Origin of the sequence: Streptomyces sp. NPDC046862, from assembly GCF_040704615.1 — a bacterium.
Lineage (GTDB): Bacteria > Actinomycetota > Actinomycetes > Streptomycetales > Streptomycetaceae > Streptomyces.
The window spans coordinates 1-23550 of record NZ_JBEYXP010000039.1; the positions used below are offsets into that span (position 1 = coordinate 1).

Consider the following 23550-nt stretch of genomic DNA (forward strand, 5'->3'; position numbering starts at 1 on the left):
ACATGCGCCTGATGCGCGAGGCCGGGGTCACCATGGTCAGCGTCGGCATCTTCTCCTGGGCCCTGCTCGAACCGGCCGAGGGCGTCTACGACTTCGCCCGCATGGACAAGATCCTCGACCTGCTCCAAGAGAACGGCATCGCCGCCGACCTGGCGACACCGACGGCGGCACCGCCGGCCTGGTTCTTCCACAAGCACCCGGAAGCGCTGCCGGTCGACCGGGACGGCCGCCGACTGTCGTACGGCAGCCGCCAGACGTTCTGCCCGAGCAGTCCCGCCTACCGCAGAGCGGCGCTGCGCATCGCCGGAGCCCTCGCCGAGCGCTATGCCGCCCACCCGGCCGTCGCCATGTGGCACGTGCACAACGAGTACGGCTGCCACAACGACGCCTGCTACTGCGACACCAGCGCCGCCGCCTTCCGCACCTGGCTGCGCGCCCGCTACGGCGACGACCTGGACGCCCTCAACCACGCCTGGGGCACCACCTTCTGGAGCCAGTGGTACTACGACTGGGACCAGATCCTTCCGCCTCGCGCCACCTCGGCTCCCCCGAACCCCACCCACCGGCTGGACTGGCGCCGCTTCTGCTCCGACGAACTGCTAACCCTGTGCACGGCCGAACGTGAGGTGCTGCGCCGGGCCGCTCCGGATATCCCCGCCACCACCAACTTCCTGGTCCTACGCACCATCGACGCCCTCGACTACTGGCGCTGGGCACCGGAGCTGGACATCCTCTCCAACGACCACTACCTGCTGTCCGACGACCCGGAGGCCGAGGTCGACATCGCCCTCCACGGCGACCTGATGCGCTCGCTCGCGGGTGGCCCGTGGTTCCTCATGGAGCACGCGCCCGGTGCCGTCAACTGGCAGCCCGTCAACCGTGCCAAGCTCCCTGGGGAGATGCGGCGCAACGCCCTGGCCCACGTGGCCCACGGCGCCGACGGCATCGCGTTCTTCCAGTGGCGGGCCGCGAAGGCCGGAGCCGAACAGTGGCACTCGGCGATGCTCCCGCACGCCGGAACCGACAGCCAGATCTGGCAGGACGTCGTCCAACTCGGCGCGGACCTCCGGGCGTTGGCCGAAGTGCGGGATTCCACCAGCACGGCGCAGGTGGCGATCGTGTGGGACTGGGACGCCCGCTGGGCACTGGAACTGCCTTCCCAGCCCAGCGGGGAACTGCGCTACCAGGACCTTGTACGGGACTGGTACACCCCCCTCTGGCGGGCAGGGGTCGCCGTCGACTTCGTACGCCCCGAGGACCCCGAACTCGACCGCTACAAACTCGTCCTGGCACCCTCGCTGTACCTGGTCACGGAGGCAGCCGCAACGAACCTCGCCCGGTTCGCCGAGCGCGGGGGCACACTGGCCGTCGGCTTCCACAGCGGTATGGTCGACGCCAACTGCCACGTGTACCTCGGCGGTTACCCCGGCGCGTTCCGTGATGTCCTCGGGGTGGTCACCGACGAGCTCTTCCCTCTGCTGCCGGGACAGACGACCGGCCTGATCGGCGAGGTCCCCTCCGGCGCCACAGCCGACCTGTGGTCGGAACGGATTCGGCTCACCGGCGCGCTGGCCGTCGCTTCCCACGCCGACGGCCCACTGGCCGGCCACCCTGCCGTCACCCGCCACCCGCACGGCAACGGCACCGCCTGGTATGTGGCCACCCACCCCGACCAGGACACGCTCGCCGCGCTGCTCCACCGCATCCGCCAGGATGCCGGCGTGTCACCGGAGCATGAGGCGCCTGCCGGAGTCGAGGTCGTCCGGCGCCGCGGCGCGGAGGCCGACTACCTGTTCCTGATCGACCACGCGGGAAAGGGCGCCGAGGCGCCCGCCGAAGGCGTCGAACTCCTCACCGGCACACCAGCCACGGGTACCGTCACCCTCCCGCCTGGAGGCGTCGCCGTCGTCCGCGAACCACACTGACCCGCCTGCCGAAGGGACCGGACCGCCGCACCACGCCAGATACGCGGCCCAGGTCCGACCGGACCGCCGCGGAGCACCACGACGACACGATCGAGAAGCTGGGCGCCCGCTTGCACTGGCTGGTCGGCCGACGGCGGGATGCAGGGCCGAGCCGACCACGGAGTTCCCGCCGACGAAGCCAAGGGGATAATCGTCCAGCCCTCACGAACCGGCCCGACCGGCTGCCGTCGGAACTGCCCTCGGTGAAAACGTGGCCTTGCCGCTGATGTTCCGCGGAGCGGCCGTCGAGCAGGCCCGGATGAGGCTGCGACGGCGACGATCTGCCGCGCGGTGATTGAGCCAAGTCTTCTGCCACTCGGGGGCCGCAAGCCCTTGACCTTCGACGTCCGTCACAGCGGACCAGGCCCAGAGCGCGGTCAGTCAGTCGGCCAGCGGGTTCAGCGCCCCCTTGGCGCAGGCGGACTCCGTGGCCGCAGAGACCAGCGATGGCAGGCAGAAAACGGGCGCCGCTGAGGCTACAACTGCCTCAGCAGCGACGAGAAGGGCTACAGACCCGTCCCGGGCTCTGTCGCCGATCTCGGGGTGACCAGGCCCTGTCTTGATCACCTTTCCGGTGTGTGCACGTGTGGACACCGACACCGACTGGGCACCCGCTTCCGGGTGCCCAGTCGGTGTCGGGGCCGATCGCGGCGTGCTGGTCAGGTCGGCTCCGGCAGGGAGCGCATGGTCGCGTCCGTGCTCGCGTGTCCCTTCGGCGCCTCCTCTCCGGGAGCGCTGGGAACCAGTCCGATCAGTGCGGCACCGATGATGGCGGGTACCGCGAGGGCGTAGAAGTTCCACTGGAACGCCAGCCCCGCCCCGATGATGAGCCCGAGCAGCGGCGGTGCGAGCATCGACCCGAGGCGGCCGAAGCCCAGTGCCCAGCCCATCGCTGTGGCGCCCATCCGTGCTGGGTAGTACTTGGAGACGTACGCGAGGACGAATGTCTGCGTTCCCATCGCTCCGACACCGCCGAGCGCAACGGCGGCGTACAGCACCGCCGTCGGCAACCGCAGGCTGAGGAGGATCACGGCAAGGCCGGCCAAGAGGTAGGTCGTGACGATGATCGGCTTCGAGCCGAGTCGGTCGGCGGCCAGGGAGATGAGGAGCTGGCCGACGACAGCACCGAGGTTGAACATCAGGAGGAAGCCGAGTGCGGAACCGGAGGAGTAGCCGGCCCGGCGCATGATCTCCGGGAGCCAGGTGTTGTATCCGTAGATCATGAACAAGCACAGGCACGACATGGCCAGGAAGCACAGGGTCGCCACGACGTAGTTGCGCGAGAGCAGGGCCTTCACCGGCGGCATGTTGTCCGAAGCTGTTCCGGTCGGTGCCTGCGTCGACGTCGATGCCTCTTCGCGTGTGTCTTCCAGAGGGATGTTCCAGCGCCGGGCTGTCTTCTCCGCCTCGGCGTGCCTGTCCTTCGCCCGCAGGAAGGCGATTGACTCGGGCAGGAACTTCAAGGCCACGGGCACGATCAGGACCAGTGGGAGGAGACCGAGCAGGAACATCGCCTGCCAGCCGAACCGGGGTATCACGAACATCCCGGTGAAAGCGGCGATGATGCCACCCACGGGAAAGCCGCTGAAGATGATGGCGAAGACGAGATTGCGTGCCTTGGGGGGTGAGTATTCACCGCTGAGAGCGGAGGCGGTCGGCAGTACGCCGCCGAGGCCGAGACCGGCGAGGAACCGGAAGGCGCCGAACACCTCTGGGGAGGTCGCGATCGCGCACAGGCCTGTCATCACCGAGAACCAGGCCAGACAGCCGATCAGCATCCTGCGGCGGCCCAGTATGTCGGTGAGCGTACCGACGGTCGTGGCTCCTATGAGCATCCCGATCAGAGCAAAGGAACCGATCAGACCGGCACCGGCAGGTGTCAGACCCCACCCGTGTTCGTGGAGCAGGGACGGGATGACAGCGCCGTAAATGACGACGTCGTATCCGTCGGCGACGATGGCGAATCCACAGATCGCGAGTACCAGCAAGGTCACCGGAGGCCAGGTGGCTCTGCCACCACTTCCTCCGCGGCTCTCTTCGTGCATGACATCCCTCTCACTGGGCTTTGTCGGTGGTATCTCTCTCGCACTGGAAGGCGGCGGGCGCAGGCCCCGTTGACTGCGGGCACACGCGGCCTTGATCAGCGGGTGTCCTCGACTCGAGGGCCTGACTGCATCGCCTGCACCCCACCTTGACCGCTAAGTGTGCACACTATGACGGGACTGTAAAGGGTTCCGTACGGGAAACCTGGACCGGATACCCGGCGCGGGCGGAGGCTGTGGCGATGCCCTCTGGCAACCGGCTTTGCGCTGGTGCCCGTAGATGAACGGTCGGTATGCGGCGAATATCCTGATGGGGCCGCGGTTCGGGGGCCAGGGAGCGAACTCAGGCTACGCACAACTCAAACTGGTGTATGTGTATGCACATTGAGGGAGGTAGCGGCTTACGGAACGGCACTCGCGCCGAGGCCCCGGGAGATGCCGCGGCCGGCCGGCACGACAGCGGGGACCAGCAGACGGGTTCGGGCGACGGCGCATACGACGGACGAGGCGGCGACCACACGACCTGTCGAGCCGGTGCCCGGCACCGCCACCGAATGGGCGTCCGGGCTCACCTCCTCGTGGACGACCGCGACGCCGGTACGTCGGCACTCCGCCAGCGTCAGACGCAGCGTGGCCGGATCTGTGATGGTCCCGGGCGTGAGACGGGCCAGGCCGTCCTGTACGACTGCGGCGAACTGTGCCTCACCTGCGTGCGCCAGCGGTATCTGGCCGACGGCGGACGCATGCCTGGGCAGCCGCCCCCGACGTTGGACACCACCGGAAACGGCTGCTGCCGCGGAGATCCGCTCGACGCCGAGGGCGTCGGTACCGTCGAGAACGGCCAGATGCACGTACTGCCGCGTAGCGGTGTGCAGATCTTCCATGACGGGCATTGCTCGGACGCGCAGAGGTAGACCTCGGGGGTTGAGCGTGCCCAGCTCTCAAAGGTGCAGGCCGATGACGTAGGCGCCACCGGACACCCGTTCCAGCGCTCCCCAGTCCGCCAGTTCGCCGACCAGCCGATGCGCGGTGGCATGGCGGGGGCCGGTGAGACGGCAGATCTGGGCGAGGGTCAGCTCCGGGCGCCCTTGGTTGCGTCTGCGAGAAGCGGCGCGTGATCTCTCCCAGACGTGGCGGCGGGGCCCGCGGCGACAGTGAGGCCCCGGCGGGACACGCCTTGAAGACGACTGATCCGCACCGTCCCCAAGGTTGTCCCACCGGCAGCCGGCCGAGGGCCGGGGCCGAGGACCGGGTGCCGTTACGCGTCCCAGTCCTCGGGGCGCAGCGTGAGCGCCACCCGCCCGAGGCTGTTGTCGTCCTCCATGTAGCGGTGGGCGTCGGCGGCGCGGGCGATGGGGAACGTGGTGTCGACGACCGCACGGAAGCCCTTCTCCACCTGCGTCCACAGTTCCGCCACTGCGGCCGGGTTACCGGTGCGGACCCCGATGATGCGGTGGCAGTCGGAGTAGACGCGCCGCAGGTTGATCTTGACCTGGCCGCCGAGGAAGGCTCCGGAGGTGACCACGGTGCCGCCGCGGGCGAGGGAGTCGATGGTGGCGTCCCAGACGGCCGGGTCGCCGAGGTTGTCGACGGCGATGTCGACGCCGCGACCGCCGGTCGCCTCGCGTACCCGCTCCACGAAGTCCGGCGCGTTGGTGTCCAGCACGAGGTCGGCTGCCGCCGCGGCCATGGCCGCGCGCTTCTGTGCCGAGCGGGAGGTCGAGATGATCTTTGCGCCCAGGTGCTGGGCGTAGGCAGCCGTGGTGGAGCCGAGCGCGGAGGAGGCGCCCTGGACGAGTACCCACTGTCCGGGGCGGAGTCCTGCCTGGGCCATCTGGTTGGCGGCGACCGTGCCGAGGAGTGCGAGCGAGGCGGCCATCGCGGCCGGAATGCCGTCCGGGACCTTGTGGACGTTGCGCGCGGGCACCGCACAGTACTGCGCGTAGGCACCGGGGTGGTGGGTGCCTATCACGGTCAGAGCGTCGCAGACTTCCTCGCGGCCGTCGGCGCAGTAAGCACAGGTGCCGCAGGCGACACCGGGCAGGACGGCCACACGGTCACCTACCTGTACGGAGTCCACGCCCTCGCCCAGTGCGGCGATGGTGCCGGCGTGGTCCGCGCCCAGAATGTGGGGCGGCTCGATGGTGGCGTAGGGGTGGTTGCCGGCGCGGGCCGTGAGGTCGAGCAGCCGGCCGATACCGACCGCGGCGACCTGGACGAGGACCTCTCCGGGGCCGGGGCGCGGTGTGTCCACCGTGGCCTGCTCCAGGACGTCGGGCGGTCCGAATCGGCGGAAAAGCATGGCTCTCATGGTTGCGGGCACCGGCAGCGGATCGGACCAGCCGAGCTCGGAAGCGGGCAACGTGATGCTCATGACGCCACCACCGTGTTCTCCAGACGGCCGATCCGCTCGATTTCAATCACTATGTCATCGCCGACAGCCAGGAACTCCCCGCGCGGTACGCCACAGCCGGCCGGTGTGCCGGTGAGGATGACGTCCCCAGGTTCAAGGCGGGTGATGCGGCTGGCCGCCGCGACCACCTCGGGGATCTTCACCATCATCTGCGCCGTGGAGGAGTCCTGTTTCACCACTCCGTTGATGCTGAGCTGGATTTTCAGGTTCTGCGGGTCGGTGATCTGCCAGGCGGGCACGAGTCCGGGGCCGAGCGGGCAGAAGCCGTCCTGTCCCTTGTGGCCGACCCAGTCGTAGGTGAAAGGGTCGGCGACCGGGTTCGCGGCCTTGAGCCGGTCCCGGGCTGAGATGTCGTTCGCCGCGAGGTAGCCGGCCACATGGTCCATGGCCTGCTCGGGCGCGAGGTTGCGGCCACTTCTGCCGATGACGACGGCCAGTTCCGCTTCCCAGTCGACGCGGGCGTCCGGGTAGGCGGGCAGCGGCACCGGGTCCCCCGGTCCCGTCACGGTCGTCGTCGGCGGCTTGAGGAAGAAGAACGGGTCACCCAGCTCGTCCGGGCGCTCGCAGCCCATCTCGGCGATGTGGTCCCAGTAGTTGGCGCCCGCGCAGAGCACCTTGCCGGGATACGTCAGCGGCGGAGCGAGTCGGGCGCCCGCAACGACGTCGGACGCTGCCGGCGTCCAGTCACGGAACAGCGGCGCGAGCGACTCCCATCGGCCCAGCACTTCCATCAGCGTCAGGCCTTCGGTCCCGGGCGGCCCCTGGACCACGGTCCCGTCGGTGTACGCACCGACGGCAACTTTCTCCGACTCATCGACCCGGTACTGCACCAGCGACCATTCAGGCGGTGTCATGTTTCCTCCGGCAAGCGGCTCTCTGAAGCAGCAGAACCATAGTGCATACACATTGAGAGGGGAAGGGCGAGTTTCGGGATGCATAACGGTCGATGGCGGGAGCCAGGCACTCATCGATCGAACACGGGCGGCGGGAGCGGCGCGGACGGGGTGGCCGGCCTGCTCGACGACCCGCCCCGGCCCGCCACCTCGCACCACGGACGCACCAGCGTCAAGATCCACACCACCGACTGTTGATCCTCGAAGGTGCCCTGCCGCCGGGCTCGGAGTGGAAGCAGGCCGAACTCAATCACCGCGGTCGGGTGACGTCGCCGGATGCCGCCGACCTGGACTGCCTCTAGATGACATGGATCTCCCTTGAGCGCATGGGCGTGCGCTTCACCGCGGCGCGCCTGACCCGCCAGGAGGCGCAGGGCGCGTCGGCCCAGCTGCAAGACATGGACCGCGCGCAACAGGTCGGGGACTCCACGACCCGGCATGAGGTCCGCTGTGCCTTCCGACGGCTCCCCGTCGTCCGGTGTACGCCGACAGTGCCGCGCACCCATGGCCTCCGCCGAGCGCAGTGAGTGCTGTGTCCGGATGCGGCGGGAACGACACCCGGACCGGCGTGCATGGCGCCGTCAGGAGTGCTGCGACCCGTTCGTCGCGGTCGCGCCGATGAGTCGCACCGAGCCGTGCGGCTCATGGCGCAGCATCTCGCCCACTCGGCGATCCCGGAATGGAAAGGGTTTGGCGGACACCTGGACGCCAAGCCCATAATGTGTACACACTTGACCTGGGTGCCCGTGTGGGATGCGGGTTCGCCAGAACCATGAGGAGTGCACATGTTGCGTGTCAAAGGTCTCCTGCACTACGGACTCCAGGTGCCGTCGCTCGATACGGGCGCGGACTTCTACAGCGCGTTCGGACTGCAGGCGGCGGAGCGTGGCAACGCGGTCGTGATCCGCTGTGACGGCCGGGAGCAGGACCAGACGGTGCTGACGGAGGGGCCGGCCAAGCGGCTGCACCACGTGGCGTTCGCGGTGGACCCGGACTCGCTGCCCGAGTGGCAGCGGCATCTGGAGGACCTGGACCTGAAACTCCTGGACGCGCCGGCCGATGCGCCCGGCGGGCTGTGGTTCCGCGATCACGAGGAAAACCTGGTCAACCTCCGTGACGAGGGGATCGCCCCCTGGCGCGCGTTCGGGACCACGGACGCTCAGGACGCCAACGTCGGCGACCGGGTCCGCCGTATCGACCAGGCCCGCTGGCTGAACGCGACCGAGAAGACCCGCCCCCAGCGTCTCGGCCACATGCTGATCTTCAGCTCCGATGTGAGCGCCTCCGAGGCCTTCTACACCCGCACACTCGGGCTGCGCCTGTCGGACCGGATCGTCAACGGGCCCGTTTTCCTGAACTCGGGGCCCGGCGACCACCATGTCTTCGGTTTCGTCCCGGCGGAGCACCCCGGCCTGCACCACTCCAGCTGGATGGTGGCCGACATCGACCAGATCGCCACGGGCGCGCGGAACATGGCCGCCGAGGGCCACACGAAGGGCTGGGGCCTTGGCCGTCACACCCTCGGCTCGAACCTCTTCCACTACATCCAGGACCCCTGGGGCAGCTGGATCGAGTACTCCAGTGACATGGACTGCATCACGGAGAACTGGCAGCCGAACGACTGGGACTGCCCGGCCGCCGTCTGGAGCCCCGAGGCGCCGGCCGACTTCATCACCAACCAGGAAGAGAAGCCCGCCTGATCGTCGTCATCGGGTAACCGCCGAACGCCCCTGGCCGACAACTTTCAGCCCCTGCCTTCTGACCCAGAGGAACCATCCCATGCAACGGAGCATGTCTACCACGCTGAATGCGCTCCGCCCGCCCGGTGAACCCATCCGACAGCTGACTGTGGGTGTCTTCCCCGGCGCCGGCAACGTGCATCTCTACCACGCCATCTGCTCCGGGTACTTCGAGCAGGCGGGGTTGGAGGTGAACCTCGTGCAGGTCGTCTCCTCCGACCAGCAGATGGCGGGCTGGAACGCTGACGACTTCGACATCATGCACACCTCTCCCGACCATCTGCTGCGTGGGCTGCTGAAGCGGGATCCGGTGGCTGTCCGGGCCGAGGGCATGGGCGAACTGGTTGTTCACCGGCGTCCCGGAGCGCCCCTGCCGACGGACCGATGGGCGGTCGACAACGCGCAAGGCGCCTTCGCGTTCGTGCTGCGCGCCGTGCTCGCCGACGTCGCCTGCTCGCCGGTGGCCGACGACCAACTCGTCCAGGTGGGGGGTACGTTGCAGAGGTTCCAGATCCTGCCGACGGGTGCTGTGGACGGGACCACTCTCCACCCGCCGTTCGACGTCCTGGCCGCCGAGAAGGGACTCCCGCGCGTCGGCGGCCACCTTCAGGTCGCACCCGACCTCATCACCAACGTGGTGGTCGCCCCTCGCGACACCGCCACCACGTGGCACACCCGTGCCTACGTCGAGGTCTGCCGCTTGAGTACCGAGGAACTGCTGACCTCCGGCCCACCCGGCATCGAGGCGGCTCTGCTGCGGCACGGTCTGCCCGAGGCCGCCGTCCGGGCCGCGGTCCCCGGCCTCCTCGGGCCCGCCGGACTGTCGACCTCACCCGAGGTGACCCTGCGCGGCATGGAGGCGGTGGCCGGCCTGCGCCGCCGCTTCACCCCGGATTGGCGGCCCGCCTGCCCGCTCACATCCCTTATCGGTCCCGGTCAGGGACGCTGACGCCAGCCGTCACCGAGCCGGAGAATCCCGCTCGCCCACCAACTCGCTGCCGCGGGCTCGGGCCTCGGTGTGGCGAGCCTGTGCATGGGCGTGGGGCAGGGCCTTGCCCTCGTTCTCGAGCGATGAAGCGGGGCCGTCGCCGGGTCCAGCCGACCGGGCGACGGCCCTGCCTTTCCACCGCAGGTGGATACAGTCGCGCGTCGTCCGAACCTGGCCGAGGACAGACATGCGGGCGATCAGGCTGGAGTTGAGAGGATCTGCCGTATCGGCTGCATACACACTGGGTAGACTCCCCGTGTGATCAGGAGCAGGAACAAGTCCCCCGAGGAACAGCAGCCGGCCGACCACAGCAGCGACGGGCAGGCTCAGGCCGTGCCAGCGGGCGAAAGCCCGGCAGCCGCCGCGGGCGGGCGCCGCCTGGCTCTCGACGTTCACGGGCGGCTGCGCACCATGATCCTCAGCGGCGAGCTACCCCCGGGGTCGGTGCTGCTCCAAGCGGAAATGGCCCGGAAGCTGGGCGTCAGCCGTACGCCGATGCGCGAGGCGTTCCGGCTGCTCCAGGAAGAGGGGCTCATCGACGCGCGGCCCGACCAGCGAGCACGGGTGCGGGCAGTGGACCCCGAGGATTTGGACGCTGTCTACGGGGCCCGCATCATGCTCGAAACGCTCGCTGTCAGCATGACGGCCAAGTCATTCACGGCTGAGGACATCGAACGCATGAGCGGCGCCCTGAAGCGGATGCAGGGGTTGGCGGTCGACGAACAGCCGGACGAGTGGCACACCGCGCACCACGAGTTCCACAGCATCGCCACCCAGGCGGTGGGGCCACACCTGCAGCGCATGCTCGCGTCGCTCGGCGAACACAGCGAGCGCTACATCCGCTTGGCTCAGCTGGGCGCGCCCGCCTCATGGGGCAAGGCATACGCGGAGCACGAAGCGCTCCTGGAGGCACTGCGCACGAGCGACCCGGCCGAAGCCGCACGCGTGGTCGCCCGTCATTTGGCGCGCACCGCTCTGAGCGTGCTGGCGGACATCGCCCCCGAGTACGAACCCGTGGCGACGCGGACGGCCCTGGGGATCGCGGGCACGGGTCAGTCCTGACCTCGGTGATGCCCGTCGGACCACGGTCGCTTCAAGGAACCATCGGTGTCCAGTTCGGGTCGGCCGCCTTGTGCTCCTCGCAGTAGGCGTCGTCGCCCGAGACGACACTCGCGAGCAGCTCTCTACACGCTCCCGCAGGACGTAGGGCCTCTGAAGCAGGGCACGCCATGTCCGGCCAGGTCACTTGTCGAAGGCGCCCGTCGCCCCGTCCCTGGGAGCGTGCACCGTCCGACTCACGTGAGTGTGACCAACCGCTCCAGGACTTGTTCCACACTCGTCTGCAGATCGGCCGGGGCACTGTCATGCCCGGTCAGGTACTTGAGCAGTGCCTGCTGGAACAGCCCATCGAAGATCGCGTAAGCCACCGCGGGGGACACCGCGGCGGGCGAACCGACGAGTTCCGTGTAGTGACTGACGATGCGCCAGATCATCTGTTCCAGGCTCTGGTCGATCTCGAGGACATCGTCGCGGAAGGACTCCTCGAACAGGCCCTGGTTCCGGAGGTCGTACCAGAGCCGGTGCATCGTCGCGTCCTCACGCAACGTACCGGCCATCGCCGCACCGAAGCCCCGCTTGAGCTCCTCGGCCGAGCCGGCGGTGATGACGATCTTGTCGTAGCGGGTGACACACTCCGCCTTGTACTGCCGCACGCAGTAGGTGATCAGCTCCACCTTGTCGCGGAAGTAGTAGTGCAGGACGCCATGGGAGAACTCGGAGTTCTGTGCGATCTCACGCAGACTCGTACGGGCATAGCCGAGCTCGGACAGCGTCCGCAGCGCGGACGCGGCGAGCTGCGCCCGCCGCTCGGCGAACTTGTCGACCTGCCTCCGGGAGATCCGATCCTGGTTCTTGCCCACGACCTGGGTCACAGCACGTCTCCCCGCCTCCGTCGGCCCTTCTGCCCGCCCGCACCGTACGGGCCCTCACCAGGCTATCGCGGCCCGCGACGGGCTCACAGCAAAAATCTTGACAGTCGTCAAAGAAAGTCTTGACGACTGTCAAGGACTCTTGGACTCTGGCGATGCGCCCCACGGTCCGGGCTACTGGTCCGCGGCTGAGCGTGCGGCGCTGCCACGCGGTGCAGTCATCTCAACGAGGAGATGTTCCATGAGTGTGTACGACCTGACCGGACGCAAGGCCCTGGTGACGGGCGGTGCCCGCGGACTGGGCGCGGGGATGGCCGAGGCCCTTGCCCGGGCCGGCGCGGCCGTCGTCATCGGCGATATCCAGGAGGAGTCGGGCAAGGCCACGACCGAGGCACTGCGGGAGTCCGGCGCCACCGCCGGGTTCGTCTCGCTCGACGTGACCGAGGACGCGAGCTGGGAAGCGGCGGTGGCGCAGACGATCGCCGAGCTGGGCGGCCTGGACATCCTCGTCAACAACGCCGGGATAGAGATCTCCGGTCTGGTCGTCGACCTCGACCCGGCCGACGTTCGCCGGATGCTGGAGGTGAACGTCCTCGGGACGGCGCTGGGTGTCAAGCACGCGTTCCGCGCGATGCGCCCAGGCGGACCGGCCGGCAACGGCGGTGCGGTCGTCAACATCTCGTCGGTCGCCGCGACCATCGCGTTCCCCGCCATCGCGGGCTACTCCGCGACGAAGTCGGCGGTCGACCGGCTCACCCGGGTCGCCGCGCTGGAGTCCGGGCAGCTCGGCTACGGCGTGCGGGTCAACTGCGTCTACCCCGGCCTCGTACCGACCGAGATGGGCACCAGGCTCGCGGCCGACATGGAAACCCTCGGGATCTTCCCCAGCGCGGAGGCAGCAGTCGGCGAGGTGATCGGCCTGACGCCTCTCGGCCGGCTCGGCGAGGTCGCCGACATGGCCGACGCGGTGGTCTTCCTCGCCTCCGACGGTGCCCGCTTCATCACCGGCGCCGGCCTGCCGGTCGACGGCGGCATGGGCATGTGACGGGCCCTGGATTCCCCCTCCTCCGAAAGGACTCACGACCATGAACAGTGACAAGCCCGTCGTCGTCTACGGCGCCTCCGGCTACACCGGCCGGCTCGTCTGCGAGTACCTCCGCGAGTACAACGTCCCCTTCATCGCCGCCGGGCGCGACAAGGCGCGCATCCAGGAAGTCCTCGACAAGGTCCCCGGCATCGACACCGTGGAGCACGAGGTCGTCGAGGTCGAGCACGCGGTCGGACCGCTGACCGAGCTCTTCCGCGACGCCAGGGTCGTGTGCAACATGGTCGGCCCCTTCATCAAGTACGGGCCGGAGGTCGTGGAGGGCGCCCTCGCGGCCGGCTGCCACTACCTCGACACCACCGGCGAGCAGGACTGGGTCCTCGACGCCCAGGCCCGGTGGGGCGACCAGTACGCCGAGAAGGGCCTCCTGCTCTCCCCCGGCGTCGCGCAGATGTACACCACCGGCGAGATAGCCGCCAACATCTGCCTGGAGACCCCGGGACTGGACACCCTCGACATCCTCGTCCTCTGGAAGGGATTCCCGACCTACGCCTCCACGCAGACGATCTTCACCATCCTGAAGGCCGACTGGCACTACCTGGAGGAGAACCAGTACAAGAAGTGGGACCCTCTCACCGCCGTCGAGGTCGCCGTCCCCGGACGGCACGAAACGGCGCTGGCCCTGCCGTGGGGCGGCACCAGCCACCCCGTGTGGTTCAGGAACGACCCGAGGGTGGCAACCTGCAGGGTGCTCGGCGGGGTCACGGACCGCGCCGTCATGCAGGGCGTCGTGGACACGGTGAAGATGGTCGAGTCGCAGATCAAGACCCTCCCGGCCGACCAACAGGACGCCGCCCTCGCACAGGTGGCCGCCTCGGTCCAGGCCGGCATGCCGCCCCGGGAGAACCCGCGGATCAACACCTCGGTGGATTCCGTCCATGCCTCGGGCCCGCTGGGCCGCGCCCACTGCGTGATTCACGGCAACAGCAACTACAAGCAGACCGGGCTGCTCCAGGCGTACGCCGCGTACTCACTGCTCCAGCAGCCGCCCCGCCGCGTCGGCCTGGCCTCGGCCTGCCAGGCCTTCGGCCATCGCGAACTGCTGGGCGTCCTCAGGAGTTTCGGGCTCGTCCTCGACCCGGTGCTCACCGTTCACAGCTGAAAGGTCCTGCCGTGCGTCTGACCGACTACCTCGACAAGGGCGCCTCGCTGGGCTCCTCAGCGCCCTGCCTCACCACGGGGGACCGATCCCTCAGCTATGGCGAGGTGCGGGAACTGTCCTGGCGGGTGGCCCGAGCCCTGGACCGGTCAGGCGTACGGCCGGGTCACAAAGTGGCGGTCCTGTCCGCCAACGATCCCACCGCGTTCTCCTGCGTCTTCGGCATCTCCCGGGCGGGCGCCGTGTGGTGCCCGGTCAACCCCCGCAACGAGGCCGCCGAGAACCGCGACCTGCTGGACCTGTTCGACTGCACCTGCCTGATCTTCCAGAAGGCCTACGCCCCCCTGGTCGCGAAGATCCTCCCGGACCTGCCGAAACTGACCACGCTGGTCTGCCTCGACGGAACAGACGGATCCCCGGGCCTGGGCATCCCCTTCGCGCGCTGGCTGGCCGACGTGCCCGTCGAGCCATGGGACGCATCGCCGGCCGACGACACCGTCATGCTCGTCGGTACCGGTGGCACCACCGGCAGTCCCAAGGGCGTCATGCTCACCGACCGCAACATCGAGACGATGTCGGCGCTGACACTGATGAGCTACCCCTTCGGCATCCGCCCGGTCTACCTGGCGCTCGCCCCGCTGACCCATGCCGCCGGAGTGCTGTGCTTCCCCGTCATGACCCTCGGCGGCGAGATCGTCATCATGCCGGCCCCCGACCTCACCGACTTCCTCGCACAGGTCGAACGCCACCGCGTCACCCACACCTTCCTGCCCCCGACCCTGATCTACATGCTCCTCGGCCACCCCGCTCTGGCATCCACCGACCTGACATCCCTGCGCTGCCTCTGGTACGGCGCGGCCCCCATGTCGGCTGCACGGCTGGAGGAGGCCATCGACCGGATCGGCCCGGTGATGGGACAGCTCTTCGGCCAGTCCGAGGCGCCGATGATGATCTCAACGATGGCGCCCGAGGAGCACTTCCACGCCGACGGCTCGCTCGCCGTCGAGCGCTTCACCTCCGCCGGGCACCCCGCCCCCCTCGTGACCGTCGCCATCATGGACCGCGAGGGCCGACTGCTGCCGCCCGGCGAGCGCGGTGAGATCGTGGTGCGCGGATCCCTGGTGATGGCCGGCTACTACAAGAACCCGTCAGCCACCGAGGAGGCCTCCCGGCACGGCTGGCACCACACCGGGGACATCGGCTACCTCGACGAAGACAACTACCTCTTCATCGTCGACCGCGCGAAGGACATGATCATCAGCGGCGGCTTCAACGTCTACTCCGCCGAAGTCGAACAGGCCGTGATGGAGCACCCGGCCGTCCAGGACTGCGCGGTCGTCGGACTCCCGGACGACAAGTGGGGCGAGCGGGTGACGGCGGTCGTGCAACTCCACCCCGGCCAGGGCGTCGCCGACGACGAGGTGCGTGCCTTCGTGAAGGCCCGCATCGGGAGCGTCAAAGCCCCCAAACAGGTCGAGGTATGGCCGGATCTCCCCCGGTCAAAGGTCGGCAAGGTTCTCAAGACCGAGGTCAAATCCCGCCTGCTGCACGGGAGTTCGCATGCCTGAGTAGGTGCGGGTCCCGTTCAGCAAGCCCGGCAGAAGCGAGACCTGCCTGGTCATGGCCGAGCAGGTCGCTCGGGAGACAAGGCACCTGACGGTGACGCACCCACGGCACACCACCGCAGTTCAGCGCACCCTCCCCCGCGGTTTCAGCGCCACCGGCGGCAGTTGGGGAGCAGCCAGCGGACCCCCGTCGTACCCCTTCACCTCACCGAAGCGGAAGCCCTCCATCCAGTCCTTCCGGGCCGCTTCGATTTCCTCCTGCGTACGCCCGATGAAGTTCCACCACATGATCAGCTCCTCCTCGAACGGCTCACCCCCGAGGAGCATCAAGCCCGCGTCCGACTCGGCGCGGAGCGGGAGTTCGGTGCGGCCGCAGCCGAGGTAGAGCATGGAGCCGGGGAGGACGGGGACGCCGTCGACGTGGGTCTCGCCGGACATGCAGAGGACGGCGTACTCGAAGTCCGGTTCCAGCGGCAGGCGTACGTCGGCGCCGCGGGTGAGGGACAGGTCGGCGCCGACGATCGGGGTGTACGTCGTGCCGGGCGAGCTCGCGCCGTCCACGGTGCCCAGGACCATGGTGGCCCTGAGGCCGGGTGCCGTGACGACCGGCAGTTCGGCGTGGTGCTCGAAGTGCGGGTCGGTGTGGCGGTGACCGTCCGGCAGCGCGACCCACAGCTGGGCGCCGTGCAGGAAGCGGGCGTGCGACCGGGGGCTCTCCTCGGAGTGGCTGATGGCCCGGCCGGAGGTCATCAGGCCCAGCTCGCGCGGGCGGATCGTCTGCAGACTGCCCGTGGAGTCGCGGTGCAGCACCTCGCCCTCGTGCAGCCAGCTGACGGTCTGCAGGCCCATGTGCGGATGCGGCGGGACCTGCATGCCGGCCTCGTCGGCGATGTCGTCCGGGCCGTAGTGATCGACGAAGCACCACGCCCCCACCATGCGGCGGCCCAGGTTGGGCAGCAGCCGGCGGACCTCGGTGGACTCGCCGAGCTGCACCCGACGGGGGCTGAGGAGTTCGCGCACCGGTTCGGCCACCACGAAACCCCGCCCACCGCACATCGCGGGCACGGCCTCACGATCAAGATTGCTCATGCGCTCAACCTAGACCCGTCGCCCCCTCCACGTCAGGCCATCCCTGCCTGCGGAAGGGCGTTCGGATGCGGCCCGGTCGAGCTCACCGTCCCGGGGCAAGTAGTGGAATGTTCAACCGCCTCCGAGGGTTGTACGCCGCGAAGGAGGTCACGAGTGGACACGACGTACTACGACCACGGGACGGCCGCGGAGCGCTGGGAGCGGGCGCGGATGTTCTTCGACGCCAAGGACTACACGGCCGCGGCGCGGACCCTCGGCGGGCTGGTCGAGGAGGTGCCGGAGCAGACCGGACCGCGGCTGCTGCTGGCGCGCGCGTACTACCACTCGGCCCAGCTGCGCCGCGCGGAGGCCGAGTTGCGCGTGATCGTCGAGCGCGATCCGGTGGAGCACTACGCCCGGCTGATGCTGGGGCGCACCCTGGAGCGGCAGGGGCGGCACGAGGAGGCGGAGTCGCACCTGCGGATCGCCTCCGCCCTCGCCGGCGACTTCGAGCAGCTCTGACAGAGCGTTCAAAGAACCCGGGAAACGGAGCGGTCATCGCACGAACGGCGGGCTCACCCCTGAGGTGAGCCCGCCGCCGTACGCGCGCACATCGCCCTACTGCGCGTACGTCCGCCTGCCCTTCCGGTACGCGATCTCGCCGAGCACGACGTCCACCACGACGAAGGCCGCGAGCGGGATGCCCAGGAGCGGGACGAAGTAGCCGAGGACGGCGACGGCCGCCAGCGCCGGGACCAGGATCTGCGGGGGTACCTGCTGCCAGGCGCCGCGCGGGATGGGGCGCCCGAAGGCCGAGTCGCGACCCCGCTGCCACCACATCCGGTAGCCCCACAGGATGAGGAGGATCAGCGAGAGCGCCAGGGCCATCAGGGCGAGCTGGTTGACCAGGCCGAACAGGACGCCGGTGTGGGCGTCGATGCCCCAGCGGGTGAGCTTGGCGAGTACGGGGAAATCGGCGAACCGGATGGTGTCCGTGACCTCGTTGGTCGCCGGGTCCACGGCCACCGCGTCCTGCTTCTCGGGCCAGCTGCGCTGGATCTGCCGCACGACGTACCCCGAGGCCGCGTCGGCGGGCGGCACGATTTCGACCGGGTCACCGAGGCCCTTGGCGCGCGCCGCCGCGAGGATCTTGTCGAGGTCGCCCTCGGCCGGCTTGCCGGACGCTCCCCCGCCGTCGCCGTGGCCCGCGTGGTCGCCCGCGGCCGCCGAGATCGCCGGGGTCGCCTGGCCGAGCGAGGTGCGCAGGGTGTCGATGTTGGACCCGGCGTACGCGGACCAGGTCAGGCCCGTCGCGGAGAGGAAGAAGAACCCGGCGGCCGCCCACACGCCGACGGTGCCGTGCAGGCCGAGGGTGCGGCGCCGGCCGCTGGTGCCGCGCACCTTGCGCTGCGCCCTGCGACGGCCGAACCACAGCGCGATTCCGCCGGCCGCGATCACCCAGAGCCAGCTGGCCGCGAGTTCGCTGTAGAGGCGGCCGTTCTCCCCGAGGTGCAGGTCGCGGTGGAACTCGTCGATCCACGTCCGCAGCGGCAGCGCTCCCGTCGAGCCGTACTGTTCGAGCGAGCCGCGCACCTTGGCGGTGTAGGGGTCGACGAACACCGCGAGCACGTGGGTCTCGTCGACGCCGGGAACCCCGGACAGCAGCACCCTGGTCGTGGCGTCGTCCTCCGGCGACACCCGTACGGCGGAGATCGTGCCCTCGGGGTGGGCCTTGCGGGCGGCGGCCACCTGCTCGGAGATCGGCAGCTCGCGGTCACCGACCGGGACGGTCAGCTCATCCGCGTACACGATCTTCTCGACCTGGAACGAGGCCGCGTACAGCATGCCGGTCAGCGCGGCGACCAGCAGGAACGGGGCGACGAGCACACCGGCGTAGAAGTGCAGCCGCAGCACGAGCGGTCTGAGCGTCCTGAGGGCGGCGGCCCGGGGTTCCGGTGCGTCGGGGACGGGTTTCGGGGACTCGCCCGTCTCGGTCGTGGGAGCGGTGGACATCGGCGGGCTACTCCGGGGAGGAAGGGAACGTCGTTGCGGTCCAGTAGTCGGAGCCGGAGGGCATCGAGTTCCCGGCCGCGCGCGTGACGCCCATCACACCGGAGATCGGCGCTGTGACAGTGTGGTCTGTACCTCTTCCGGCCGATCCGCCCCACATCGCGCGACGCGTCTTGGCATGCTGGCGCGATGGCATCAGAGAGCGACCGTCCGACCTCCCTCCCGCTCCGTGACCGGGTCGAGCAACTCCTCTCCCACGAGGGCCCGTTGCCGATCGTCGCCGCGGGCGACCCCGTGCTGCGCCGGCCGGCCGAGCCCTTCGACGGCCAGCTGGATCCGGCGCTCCTCGTCCGCTTCGTCGTCGCCCTGCGCGCGACCATGCACGCCGCGCCCGGTGTCGGGCTCGCCGCGCCGCAGGTCGGGGTGGGGCTGCGGATCGCCGTCATCGAGGATCCGGCGCCGGTGCCCGAGGAGGTGCGGCTCGCCCGCGGCCGGGAGCCTCAGCCGTTCCGCGTCCTGGTCAACCCGGAGTACGAGGCCGTGGGCGGCGAGCGTGCCGCGTTCTTCGAGGGCTGCCTGAGCGTGCCGGGCTGGCAGGCCGTGGTGGCCCGGCCCGCCCGGGTACGGCTCACGGGGCTGGACGAGCACGGCCGCGCGGTGAACGAGGAGTTCTCCGGCTGGCCGGCCCGTATCGTCCAGCACGAGACGGACCACCTGGACGGCACGCTCTACCTCGACCGCGCCGAACTGCGCTCGCTGTCCTCGAACCAGGCCATGGCCGACCTCTGGAACGAGCCGGTGCCGCACCGGGCGGCCCGGTCCCTCGGCTTCACGCTGCCCGGCTGACGACCGGCGACCAGCGACCGGCTCCGTATCGTCGTGCCGACCCCGGCACCGGCACCGGCACGCACAGGCTCACGTGTCCCGCAACGCCTCCAGCAGCCGCAGCCAGACCTCGCTGATCGTCGGGTAGGACGGGACCGCGTGCCAGAGACGGCTGACCGGGACCTGTCCGGCGACCGCGATCGACGCCGAGTGGATCAGTTCGCCGACGCCGGGGCCGACGAAGGTGACGCCCCGCAGGATCTCCGCCTCCAGGTCGACGACCATGCGCGCGCGGCCACGGTAGCCGTCGGCGTAGAGGCCTGCTCCGGCGACCGAGGCGAGGTCGACGTCCACGGCGCGGACGCGGTGGCCGGCCTGTTCTGCCTCGGCCAGGGAGAGGCCCACGGCCGCGGCCTCCGGGTCGGTGAACACGACCTGGGGTACGGCGACGTGGTCGGCGGTGGCGGCGTGCGCGCCCCAGGAGTCGGTCTCCAGGAGGGGTACGCCGGCCGCGCGGGCGGCGATGGCGGCGCCCGCGATTCGAGCCTGGTACTTGCCCTGGTGGGTGAGCAGCGCCCGGTGGTTGACGTCACCGATGCCGTACAGCCAGTCGCTTTCCGTGACGCGGAGGCTGTCGTCGACCGGCAGCCAGGAACCGGGCTCCAGGCCGACCGTGTCGAGGCCGATGTCGTCCGTGCGCGGGGCGCGCCCGATGGCGAAAAGGATCTCGTCAGCCTCGACGCGGTCCCCGGCGTCGGTGCGCACGACGACGGTTCCGTTCTCGCGGCTGACCGACTCGGCCGACGTCCCCATGCGCACGTCCACGCCGGCCTCGCCCAGCGCCTCGGCGACCAGTTCCCCGGCGAAGGGCTCCATGCGGGGCAGCAGGCCCTTGCCGCGGACGAGCATGGTGACCCGGGAGCCGAGCGCCTGCCAGGCCGTGGCCATCTCCACGGCCACGACGCCGCCGCCGACCACTACCAGCCGGCCGGGCACGGCGTGGGCGCTGGTGGCCTCACGGCTCGTCCACGGCCGTACCCGGTCCAGGCCCGGCAGGTCGGGCACGACGGCCCGGCTGCCGGTGCACACGGCCACGGCGTGCCGGGCGGTGAGTACCTGGCGGGTGCCGTCCGGGCCGTCGACCGTGACCCGGCGGGTGCCGTCGAGGCGTCCGCGGCCCCGGTACAGGTCCGCGCCGATGCTCTCCAGCCACCGGATCTGGCCGTCGTCCTTCCAGTGCGAGGTCTCGTAGTCGCGGTGGGCGAGGACCTCGGCCGCGTCGAGGGGCCCCTGCACCAGATGTCGCAGGCCCGGCACGCGGCGTGCGTCCGCTCGGGCGATGACCGGGCGCAACAGGGCCTTGCTGGGCATGCAGGCCCAGTAGGAGCACTCGCCGCCGACGAGTTCGTTCTCCACGACCGCGGTGGACAGGCCGGCCGCGCGGGTGCGGTCGGCCACGTTCTCCCCCACGGGCCCGGCGCCGAGCACCACGACGTCGTATGTGTTGGATGCTGTGTGTTCTGCGGATTCCGTGTCCGTCATGAGGTCAGTCTGGTTGGTGGTGTGCGCCGTGGCCACACGGGTACGCGCGCGGAATACGCCGCCCGACGGCGACGTTGTCTACACCGGCTCGGCCTCCGGGCCACGAACCACCAGGAGAGGGATACACGCGATGAGCAGCACCGTGGAGCTCACCAAGGAGAACTTCGACCAGACGGTCACGGACAACGAATTCGTCCTGATCGACTTCTGGGCGTCCTGGTGCGGGCCGTGCACCCAGTTCGCACCGGTCTACGAGAAGGCGGCCGACGACAACCCGGACCTGGTGTTCGGAAAGGTGGACACCGAGGCCCAGCCGGAGCTGGCCCAGGCCTTCGGCATCCAGTCGATCCCGACGCTCATGATCGTTCGTGACCAGGTCGCCGTGTTCGCACAGCCCGGTGCCCTGCCCGAGTCCGCCCTGACGGACGTCATCGGGCAGGCCCGGAACCTGGACATGGACGAGGTCCGCAAGGCGGTCGTCGAGCAGCAGGCCCAGGCCGAGGGCAACGGCCAGGTCCAGTAGGTCCCGCGCGAGACCACGCGACCCGAGGGGGCGGGTCACCCGGCACCGGTCGCCTGAAACCGGTCTCCTGAATCGGTCTCCGGAACCGGTCGCCTAGAAGGGGTACGCCGCCACGTCCCCGCGCACCGTCGTCCAGCGCAGTTCGGTGAAGGCCTCCAGATTGGCCTCGCCGCCGAAGCGGGCGCCGGTGCCGGAGGCGGCGATCCCGCCGAACGGGGCGACGGCCTCGTCGTTGACGGTCTGGTCGTTGATGTGGGCGATGCCGGTCGGAATGCGCTCGGCCAGGTCGAGGCCGCGTGCGGTGTCGCGGGTGACGATGCCCAGGGACAGCCCGTACGGGCCGTCGGCGGCGAGGGCGGCAGCCTCGTCGACGTCCTTGAAGGAGCGCACGGGCGCGACCGGACCGAAGACCTCCTCGGCGTACGCGGGCGTCGCGTCGTCGACTCCGGCGAGGACGGTCGGCCGGTAGAACAGCCTCTCGTGCGTGCCGCCCGCCGCGAGCTTGGCGCCCTGTGCCGTGCTGGACTCCACCAGGCCCCGGATCTTGGCGAGCTGGTTGTCGTCGATGATGGGGCCGAGGTGGACCTGCTCGCGGTACGGGTCGCCGACGGCGAGCGCGTCGGCCTTCGCCGCGAGCCGTTCGACGTACTCCTCGTAGAGCGAGGCGTGGACGAGGTGGCGGCCCGTGGTCATGCAGATCTGGCCCTGGTGGAAGAACGACCCCCACGCGGCCGTGGAGATCACCGCGTCGATGTCGGCGTCCTCCAGCACGACGAGCGCGGAGTTGCCGCCCAGCTCCAGGTGTGCGCGCTTGAGGTGGCGGCCCGCGGCCTCGCCGACGGCGCGTCCGGCGGCCGTCGACCCGGTGAAGGAGATGACGGGCACGAGCGGGTCGGCGACCAGCGCCTGGCCCGCCTCCGGACCGCCGGGCAGCACGTGCAGCAGTCCCTCGGGGAGCCCGGCCTCGGCGAGGACGGCGGCCAGCGAGAGCCCGCCGCAGACGGCGGTGCGCGGGTCGGGCTTCAGGACGACGCCATTGCCGAGGGCGAGGGCCGGGGCGACGGAGCGGATGGACAGGATCAGCGGTGCGTTGAACGGGGATATCACCCCGACCACACCCGCCGGTACCCGGCGCGTGTACGACAGCCGGGGCGCCTCGGAGGGAAGTATCTGGCCGGCCGGGCGTGAGGCCAGCGCGGCGGCCTCGTAGCACTCCTGGGCCGCGACGTGCAGTTCGAACTCGGCCTTGCCGGGGATGGAGCCGGACTCCCGCACGATCCAGTCGCGCAGTTCCTCGGCGTGCGCGGTGAACAGGTCGCCCGCCCTGCGCAGCACTCCGGCGCGGACGAAGTGCGGGGTGCGGGCCCACTCGGCCTGCGCGGCACGGGCCTGACGCGCGGCCGTCGCCACGTCGGCGGCGGCGGCCAGCGTGACGGTGGCGAGCGTCTCGCCGGTCGCCGGCTCGGTGACGGCGTACTCACCCCCCGACAGGGTGCGGGACTGCCAGGTCTTCGGGTCGAGCAGCGGCATGACGGCGCTCCGATCGGTCACTGATCACCGGTGGGACTGATGACTCCCGTCGCACGAACCGGGCTCGTACCCGGGGGCTCGCGGCGCGAACGGGAGTCCCGTGTGGTTGGCGGCCGGTGCGGCGGCCGCGTGGCGGGACGCCGTGATCCGCCGCAGCCGCGCGGGCTGAGGGCGGTGGTCGAAGACGCCCCATCTTGTTGAGCGCGCAACATCCTAGTCATGTCATAGGAGAAACGTGTTGCCCGCCACACCAGATCGACACACGAGTTCGGTTGTCCGCCCAGGAGTCGGGCGGACTCGGCCCTCGGACGACAGT

20 protein-coding genes and 1 pseudogene are annotated in these 23550 nt (G+C 70.0%); 10 read left to right on the top strand and 11 right to left on the bottom strand.

The window, feature by feature from the left end; genetic code table 11:
• Positions 1 to 2 precede the first annotated feature (2 nt).
• The gene (locus tag AB0959_RS34620) at positions 3 to 1925 is read left to right on the top strand and encodes a beta-galactosidase (RefSeq protein ID WP_366830683.1); all 1923 of its coding nucleotides are present in this window, start codon (positions 3 to 5) and stop codon (positions 1923 to 1925) included.
• A gap of 698 nt (positions 1926 to 2623) precedes the next feature.
• Here AB0959_RS34620 and AB0959_RS34625 read toward each other — a convergent pair.
• From AB0959_RS34625 to AB0959_RS34645, 5 genes are all read right to left on the bottom strand, one after another.
• The gene (locus tag AB0959_RS34625; RefSeq protein ID WP_366830684.1) at positions 2624 to 3958 is read right to left on the bottom strand and encodes an aromatic acid/H+ symport family MFS transporter; all 1335 of its coding nucleotides are present in this window, start codon (positions 3956 to 3958) and stop codon (positions 2624 to 2626) included.
• Between the two features lie 449 nt (positions 3959 to 4407).
• On the bottom strand, positions 4408 to 4890 hold the full coding sequence (locus AB0959_RS34630; RefSeq protein ID WP_366830685.1) for an IclR family transcriptional regulator C-terminal domain-containing protein: 483 nt from the start codon (positions 4888 to 4890) through the stop codon (positions 4408 to 4410).
• Positions 4891 to 4947: 57 nt separating this feature from the next.
• Entirely contained in the window at positions 4948 to 5277 is a 330-nt protein-coding gene (locus AB0959_RS34635; RefSeq protein ID WP_366830774.1) for a helix-turn-helix domain-containing protein, read from the bottom strand.
• Complete coding sequence (locus tag AB0959_RS34640; protein ID WP_366830686.1) at positions 5265 to 6380, bottom strand: alcohol dehydrogenase catalytic domain-containing protein; 1116 nt, start codon at positions 6378 to 6380, stop codon at positions 5265 to 5267. Before AB0959_RS34640 ends, AB0959_RS34635 begins: the two co-directional genes overlap by 13 nt.
• Entirely contained in the window at positions 6377 to 7273 is an 897-nt protein-coding gene (locus AB0959_RS34645; protein WP_366830687.1) for a fumarylacetoacetate hydrolase family protein, read from the bottom strand. Before AB0959_RS34645 ends, AB0959_RS34640 begins: the two co-directional genes overlap by 4 nt.
• Before the next feature lie 824 nt (positions 7274 to 8097).
• Here AB0959_RS34645 and AB0959_RS34650 point away from each other — a divergent pair.
• The 3 genes from AB0959_RS34650 (at position 8098) to AB0959_RS34660 (ending at position 11101) form a co-directional block, all read left to right on the top strand.
• The gene (locus tag AB0959_RS34650; RefSeq protein ID WP_366830688.1) at positions 8098 to 9012 is read left to right on the top strand and encodes a VOC family protein; all 915 of its coding nucleotides are present in this window, start codon (positions 8098 to 8100) and stop codon (positions 9010 to 9012) included.
• Positions 9013 to 9103: 91 nt separating this feature from the next.
• A complete protein-coding gene (locus AB0959_RS34655; protein ID WP_366830689.1) occupies positions 9104 to 10000 on the top strand; it encodes a hypothetical protein in 897 nt (298 codons plus the stop codon).
• 297 nt (positions 10001 to 10297) lie between these two features.
• Positions 10298 to 11101, top strand: coding sequence for a GntR family transcriptional regulator (locus AB0959_RS34660; protein ID WP_366830690.1), 804 nt, complete (start codon positions 10298 to 10300; stop codon positions 11099 to 11101).
• Positions 11102 to 11334: 233 nt separating this feature from the next.
• Here AB0959_RS34660 and AB0959_RS34665 read toward each other — a convergent pair whose 3' ends face one another.
• The gene (locus AB0959_RS34665; protein WP_366830691.1) at positions 11335 to 11970 is read right to left on the bottom strand and encodes a TetR/AcrR family transcriptional regulator; all 636 of its coding nucleotides are present in this window, start codon (positions 11968 to 11970) and stop codon (positions 11335 to 11337) included.
• A 238-nt stretch (positions 11971 to 12208) separates the two neighbouring features.
• Here AB0959_RS34665 and AB0959_RS34670 point away from each other — a divergent pair, with 238 nt between their 5' ends.
• Genes AB0959_RS34670 through AB0959_RS34680 form a run of 3 tightly spaced genes read left to right on the top strand, consistent with a single transcriptional unit; the run spans position 12209 to position 15739 of the window.
• The gene (locus AB0959_RS34670; RefSeq protein WP_366830692.1) at positions 12209 to 13012 is read left to right on the top strand and encodes an SDR family NAD(P)-dependent oxidoreductase; all 804 of its coding nucleotides are present in this window, start codon (positions 12209 to 12211) and stop codon (positions 13010 to 13012) included.
• Between the two features lie 40 nt (positions 13013 to 13052).
• Positions 13053 to 14174, top strand: a complete 1122-nt coding sequence (locus AB0959_RS34675; protein WP_366830693.1) for a DUF5938 domain-containing protein — start codon at positions 13053 to 13055, stop codon at positions 14172 to 14174.
• Between the two features lie 11 nt (positions 14175 to 14185).
• Complete coding sequence (locus AB0959_RS34680) at positions 14186 to 15739, top strand: long-chain fatty acid--CoA ligase (protein ID WP_366830694.1); 1554 nt, start codon at positions 14186 to 14188, stop codon at positions 15737 to 15739.
• 120 nt (positions 15740 to 15859) lie between these two features.
• On the opposite strand, the gene AB0959_RS34685 is transcribed toward AB0959_RS34680, so the two are convergent.
• Positions 15860 to 16825 carry a pirin family protein gene (locus AB0959_RS34685; protein ID WP_366830695.1) on the bottom strand — a complete coding sequence of 322 codons (966 nt, stop codon included), beginning with the start codon at positions 16823 to 16825 and terminating at the stop codon, positions 15860 to 15862.
• A 153-nt stretch (positions 16826 to 16978) separates the two neighbouring features.
• On the opposite strand from AB0959_RS34685, the gene AB0959_RS34690 reads away from it, so the two are divergent.
• Positions 16979 to 17326 carry a tetratricopeptide repeat protein gene (locus AB0959_RS34690; RefSeq protein WP_366830696.1) on the top strand — a complete coding sequence of 116 codons (348 nt, stop codon included), beginning with the start codon at positions 16979 to 16981 and terminating at the stop codon, positions 17324 to 17326.
• Positions 17327 to 17422: 96 nt separating this feature from the next.
• On the opposite strand, the gene AB0959_RS34695 is transcribed toward AB0959_RS34690, so the two are convergent.
• Positions 17423 to 18817: a PepSY domain-containing protein gene (locus AB0959_RS34695; protein ID WP_366830697.1), complete on the bottom strand. Its 1395-nt coding sequence runs from the start codon at positions 18815 to 18817 to the stop codon at positions 17423 to 17425.
• A gap of 186 nt (positions 18818 to 19003) precedes the next feature.
• Between AB0959_RS34695 and AB0959_RS34700 the strand changes: the two genes are divergently transcribed.
• Positions 19004 to 19660 (top strand): peptide deformylase, encoded by a 657-nt coding sequence (locus AB0959_RS34700; protein ID WP_366830698.1) that lies wholly within the window; start codon positions 19004 to 19006, stop codon positions 19658 to 19660.
• Positions 19661 to 19729: 69 nt separating this feature from the next.
• Here AB0959_RS34700 and AB0959_RS34705 read toward each other — a convergent pair whose 3' ends face one another.
• Complete coding sequence (locus tag AB0959_RS34705) at positions 19730 to 21181, bottom strand: NAD(P)/FAD-dependent oxidoreductase (protein ID WP_366830699.1); 1452 nt, start codon at positions 21179 to 21181, stop codon at positions 19730 to 19732.
• A gap of 130 nt (positions 21182 to 21311) precedes the next feature.
• Here AB0959_RS34705 and trxA point away from each other — a divergent pair, with 130 nt between their 5' ends.
• The gene (gene trxA, locus AB0959_RS34710; protein WP_366830700.1) at positions 21312 to 21704 is read left to right on the top strand and encodes a thioredoxin; all 393 of its coding nucleotides are present in this window, start codon (positions 21312 to 21314) and stop codon (positions 21702 to 21704) included.
• A gap of 93 nt (positions 21705 to 21797) precedes the next feature.
• Here trxA and AB0959_RS34715 read toward each other — a convergent pair whose 3' ends face one another.
• Positions 21798 to 23234, bottom strand: coding sequence for a benzaldehyde dehydrogenase (locus AB0959_RS34715; RefSeq protein WP_366830775.1), 1437 nt, complete (start codon positions 23232 to 23234; stop codon positions 21798 to 21800).
• Positions 23235 to 23258: 24 nt separating this feature from the next.
• Positions 23259 to 23497 (bottom strand): annotated as a pseudogene (locus AB0959_RS34720) (hypothetical protein); the annotation flags it as partial.
• Between the last annotated feature and the right edge of the window lie 53 nt (positions 23498 to 23550).

Excerpts from the sequence above, each read along its gene's own strand:
- AB0959_RS34620 (WP_366830683.1), top strand. The coding sequence starts at position 3 with ATGCGCCTGATGCGCGAGGCCGGGGTCACCATGGTCAGCGTCGGCATC.
- AB0959_RS34630 (WP_366830685.1), bottom strand. The coding sequence starts at position 4,890 with ATGGAAGATCTGCACACCGCTACGCGGCAGTACGTGCATCTGGCCGTT.
- AB0959_RS34640 (WP_366830686.1), bottom strand. The coding sequence starts at position 6,380 with ATGAGCATCACGTTGCCCGCTTCCGAGCTCGGCTGGTCCGATCCGCTG.
- AB0959_RS34645 (WP_366830687.1), bottom strand. The coding sequence starts at position 7,273 with ATGACACCGCCTGAATGGTCGCTGGTGCAGTACCGGGTCGATGAGTCG.
- AB0959_RS34650 (WP_366830688.1), top strand. The coding sequence starts at position 8,098 with ATGTTGCGTGTCAAAGGTCTCCTGCACTACGGACTCCAGGTGCCGTCG.
- AB0959_RS34655 (WP_366830689.1), top strand. The coding sequence starts at position 9,104 with ATGTCTACCACGCTGAATGCGCTCCGCCCGCCCGGTGAACCCATCCGA.
- AB0959_RS34670 (WP_366830692.1), top strand. The coding sequence starts at position 12,209 with ATGAGTGTGTACGACCTGACCGGACGCAAGGCCCTGGTGACGGGCGGT.
- AB0959_RS34675 (WP_366830693.1), top strand. The coding sequence starts at position 13,053 with ATGAACAGTGACAAGCCCGTCGTCGTCTACGGCGCCTCCGGCTACACC.
- AB0959_RS34685 (WP_366830695.1), bottom strand. The coding sequence starts at position 16,825 with ATGAGCAATCTTGATCGTGAGGCCGTGCCCGCGATGTGCGGTGGGCGG.
- AB0959_RS34695 (WP_366830697.1), bottom strand. The coding sequence starts at position 18,817 with ATGTCCACCGCTCCCACGACCGAGACGGGCGAGTCCCCGAAACCCGTC.
- AB0959_RS34700 (WP_366830698.1), top strand. The coding sequence starts at position 19,004 with ATGGCATCAGAGAGCGACCGTCCGACCTCCCTCCCGCTCCGTGACCGG.
- AB0959_RS34705 (WP_366830699.1), bottom strand. The coding sequence starts at position 21,181 with ATGACGGACACGGAATCCGCAGAACACACAGCATCCAACACATACGAC.
- trxA (WP_366830700.1), top strand. The coding sequence starts at position 21,312 with ATGAGCAGCACCGTGGAGCTCACCAAGGAGAACTTCGACCAGACGGTC.
- AB0959_RS34715 (WP_366830775.1), bottom strand. The coding sequence starts at position 23,234 with ATGCCGCTGCTCGACCCGAAGACCTGGCAGTCCCGCACCCTGTCGGGG.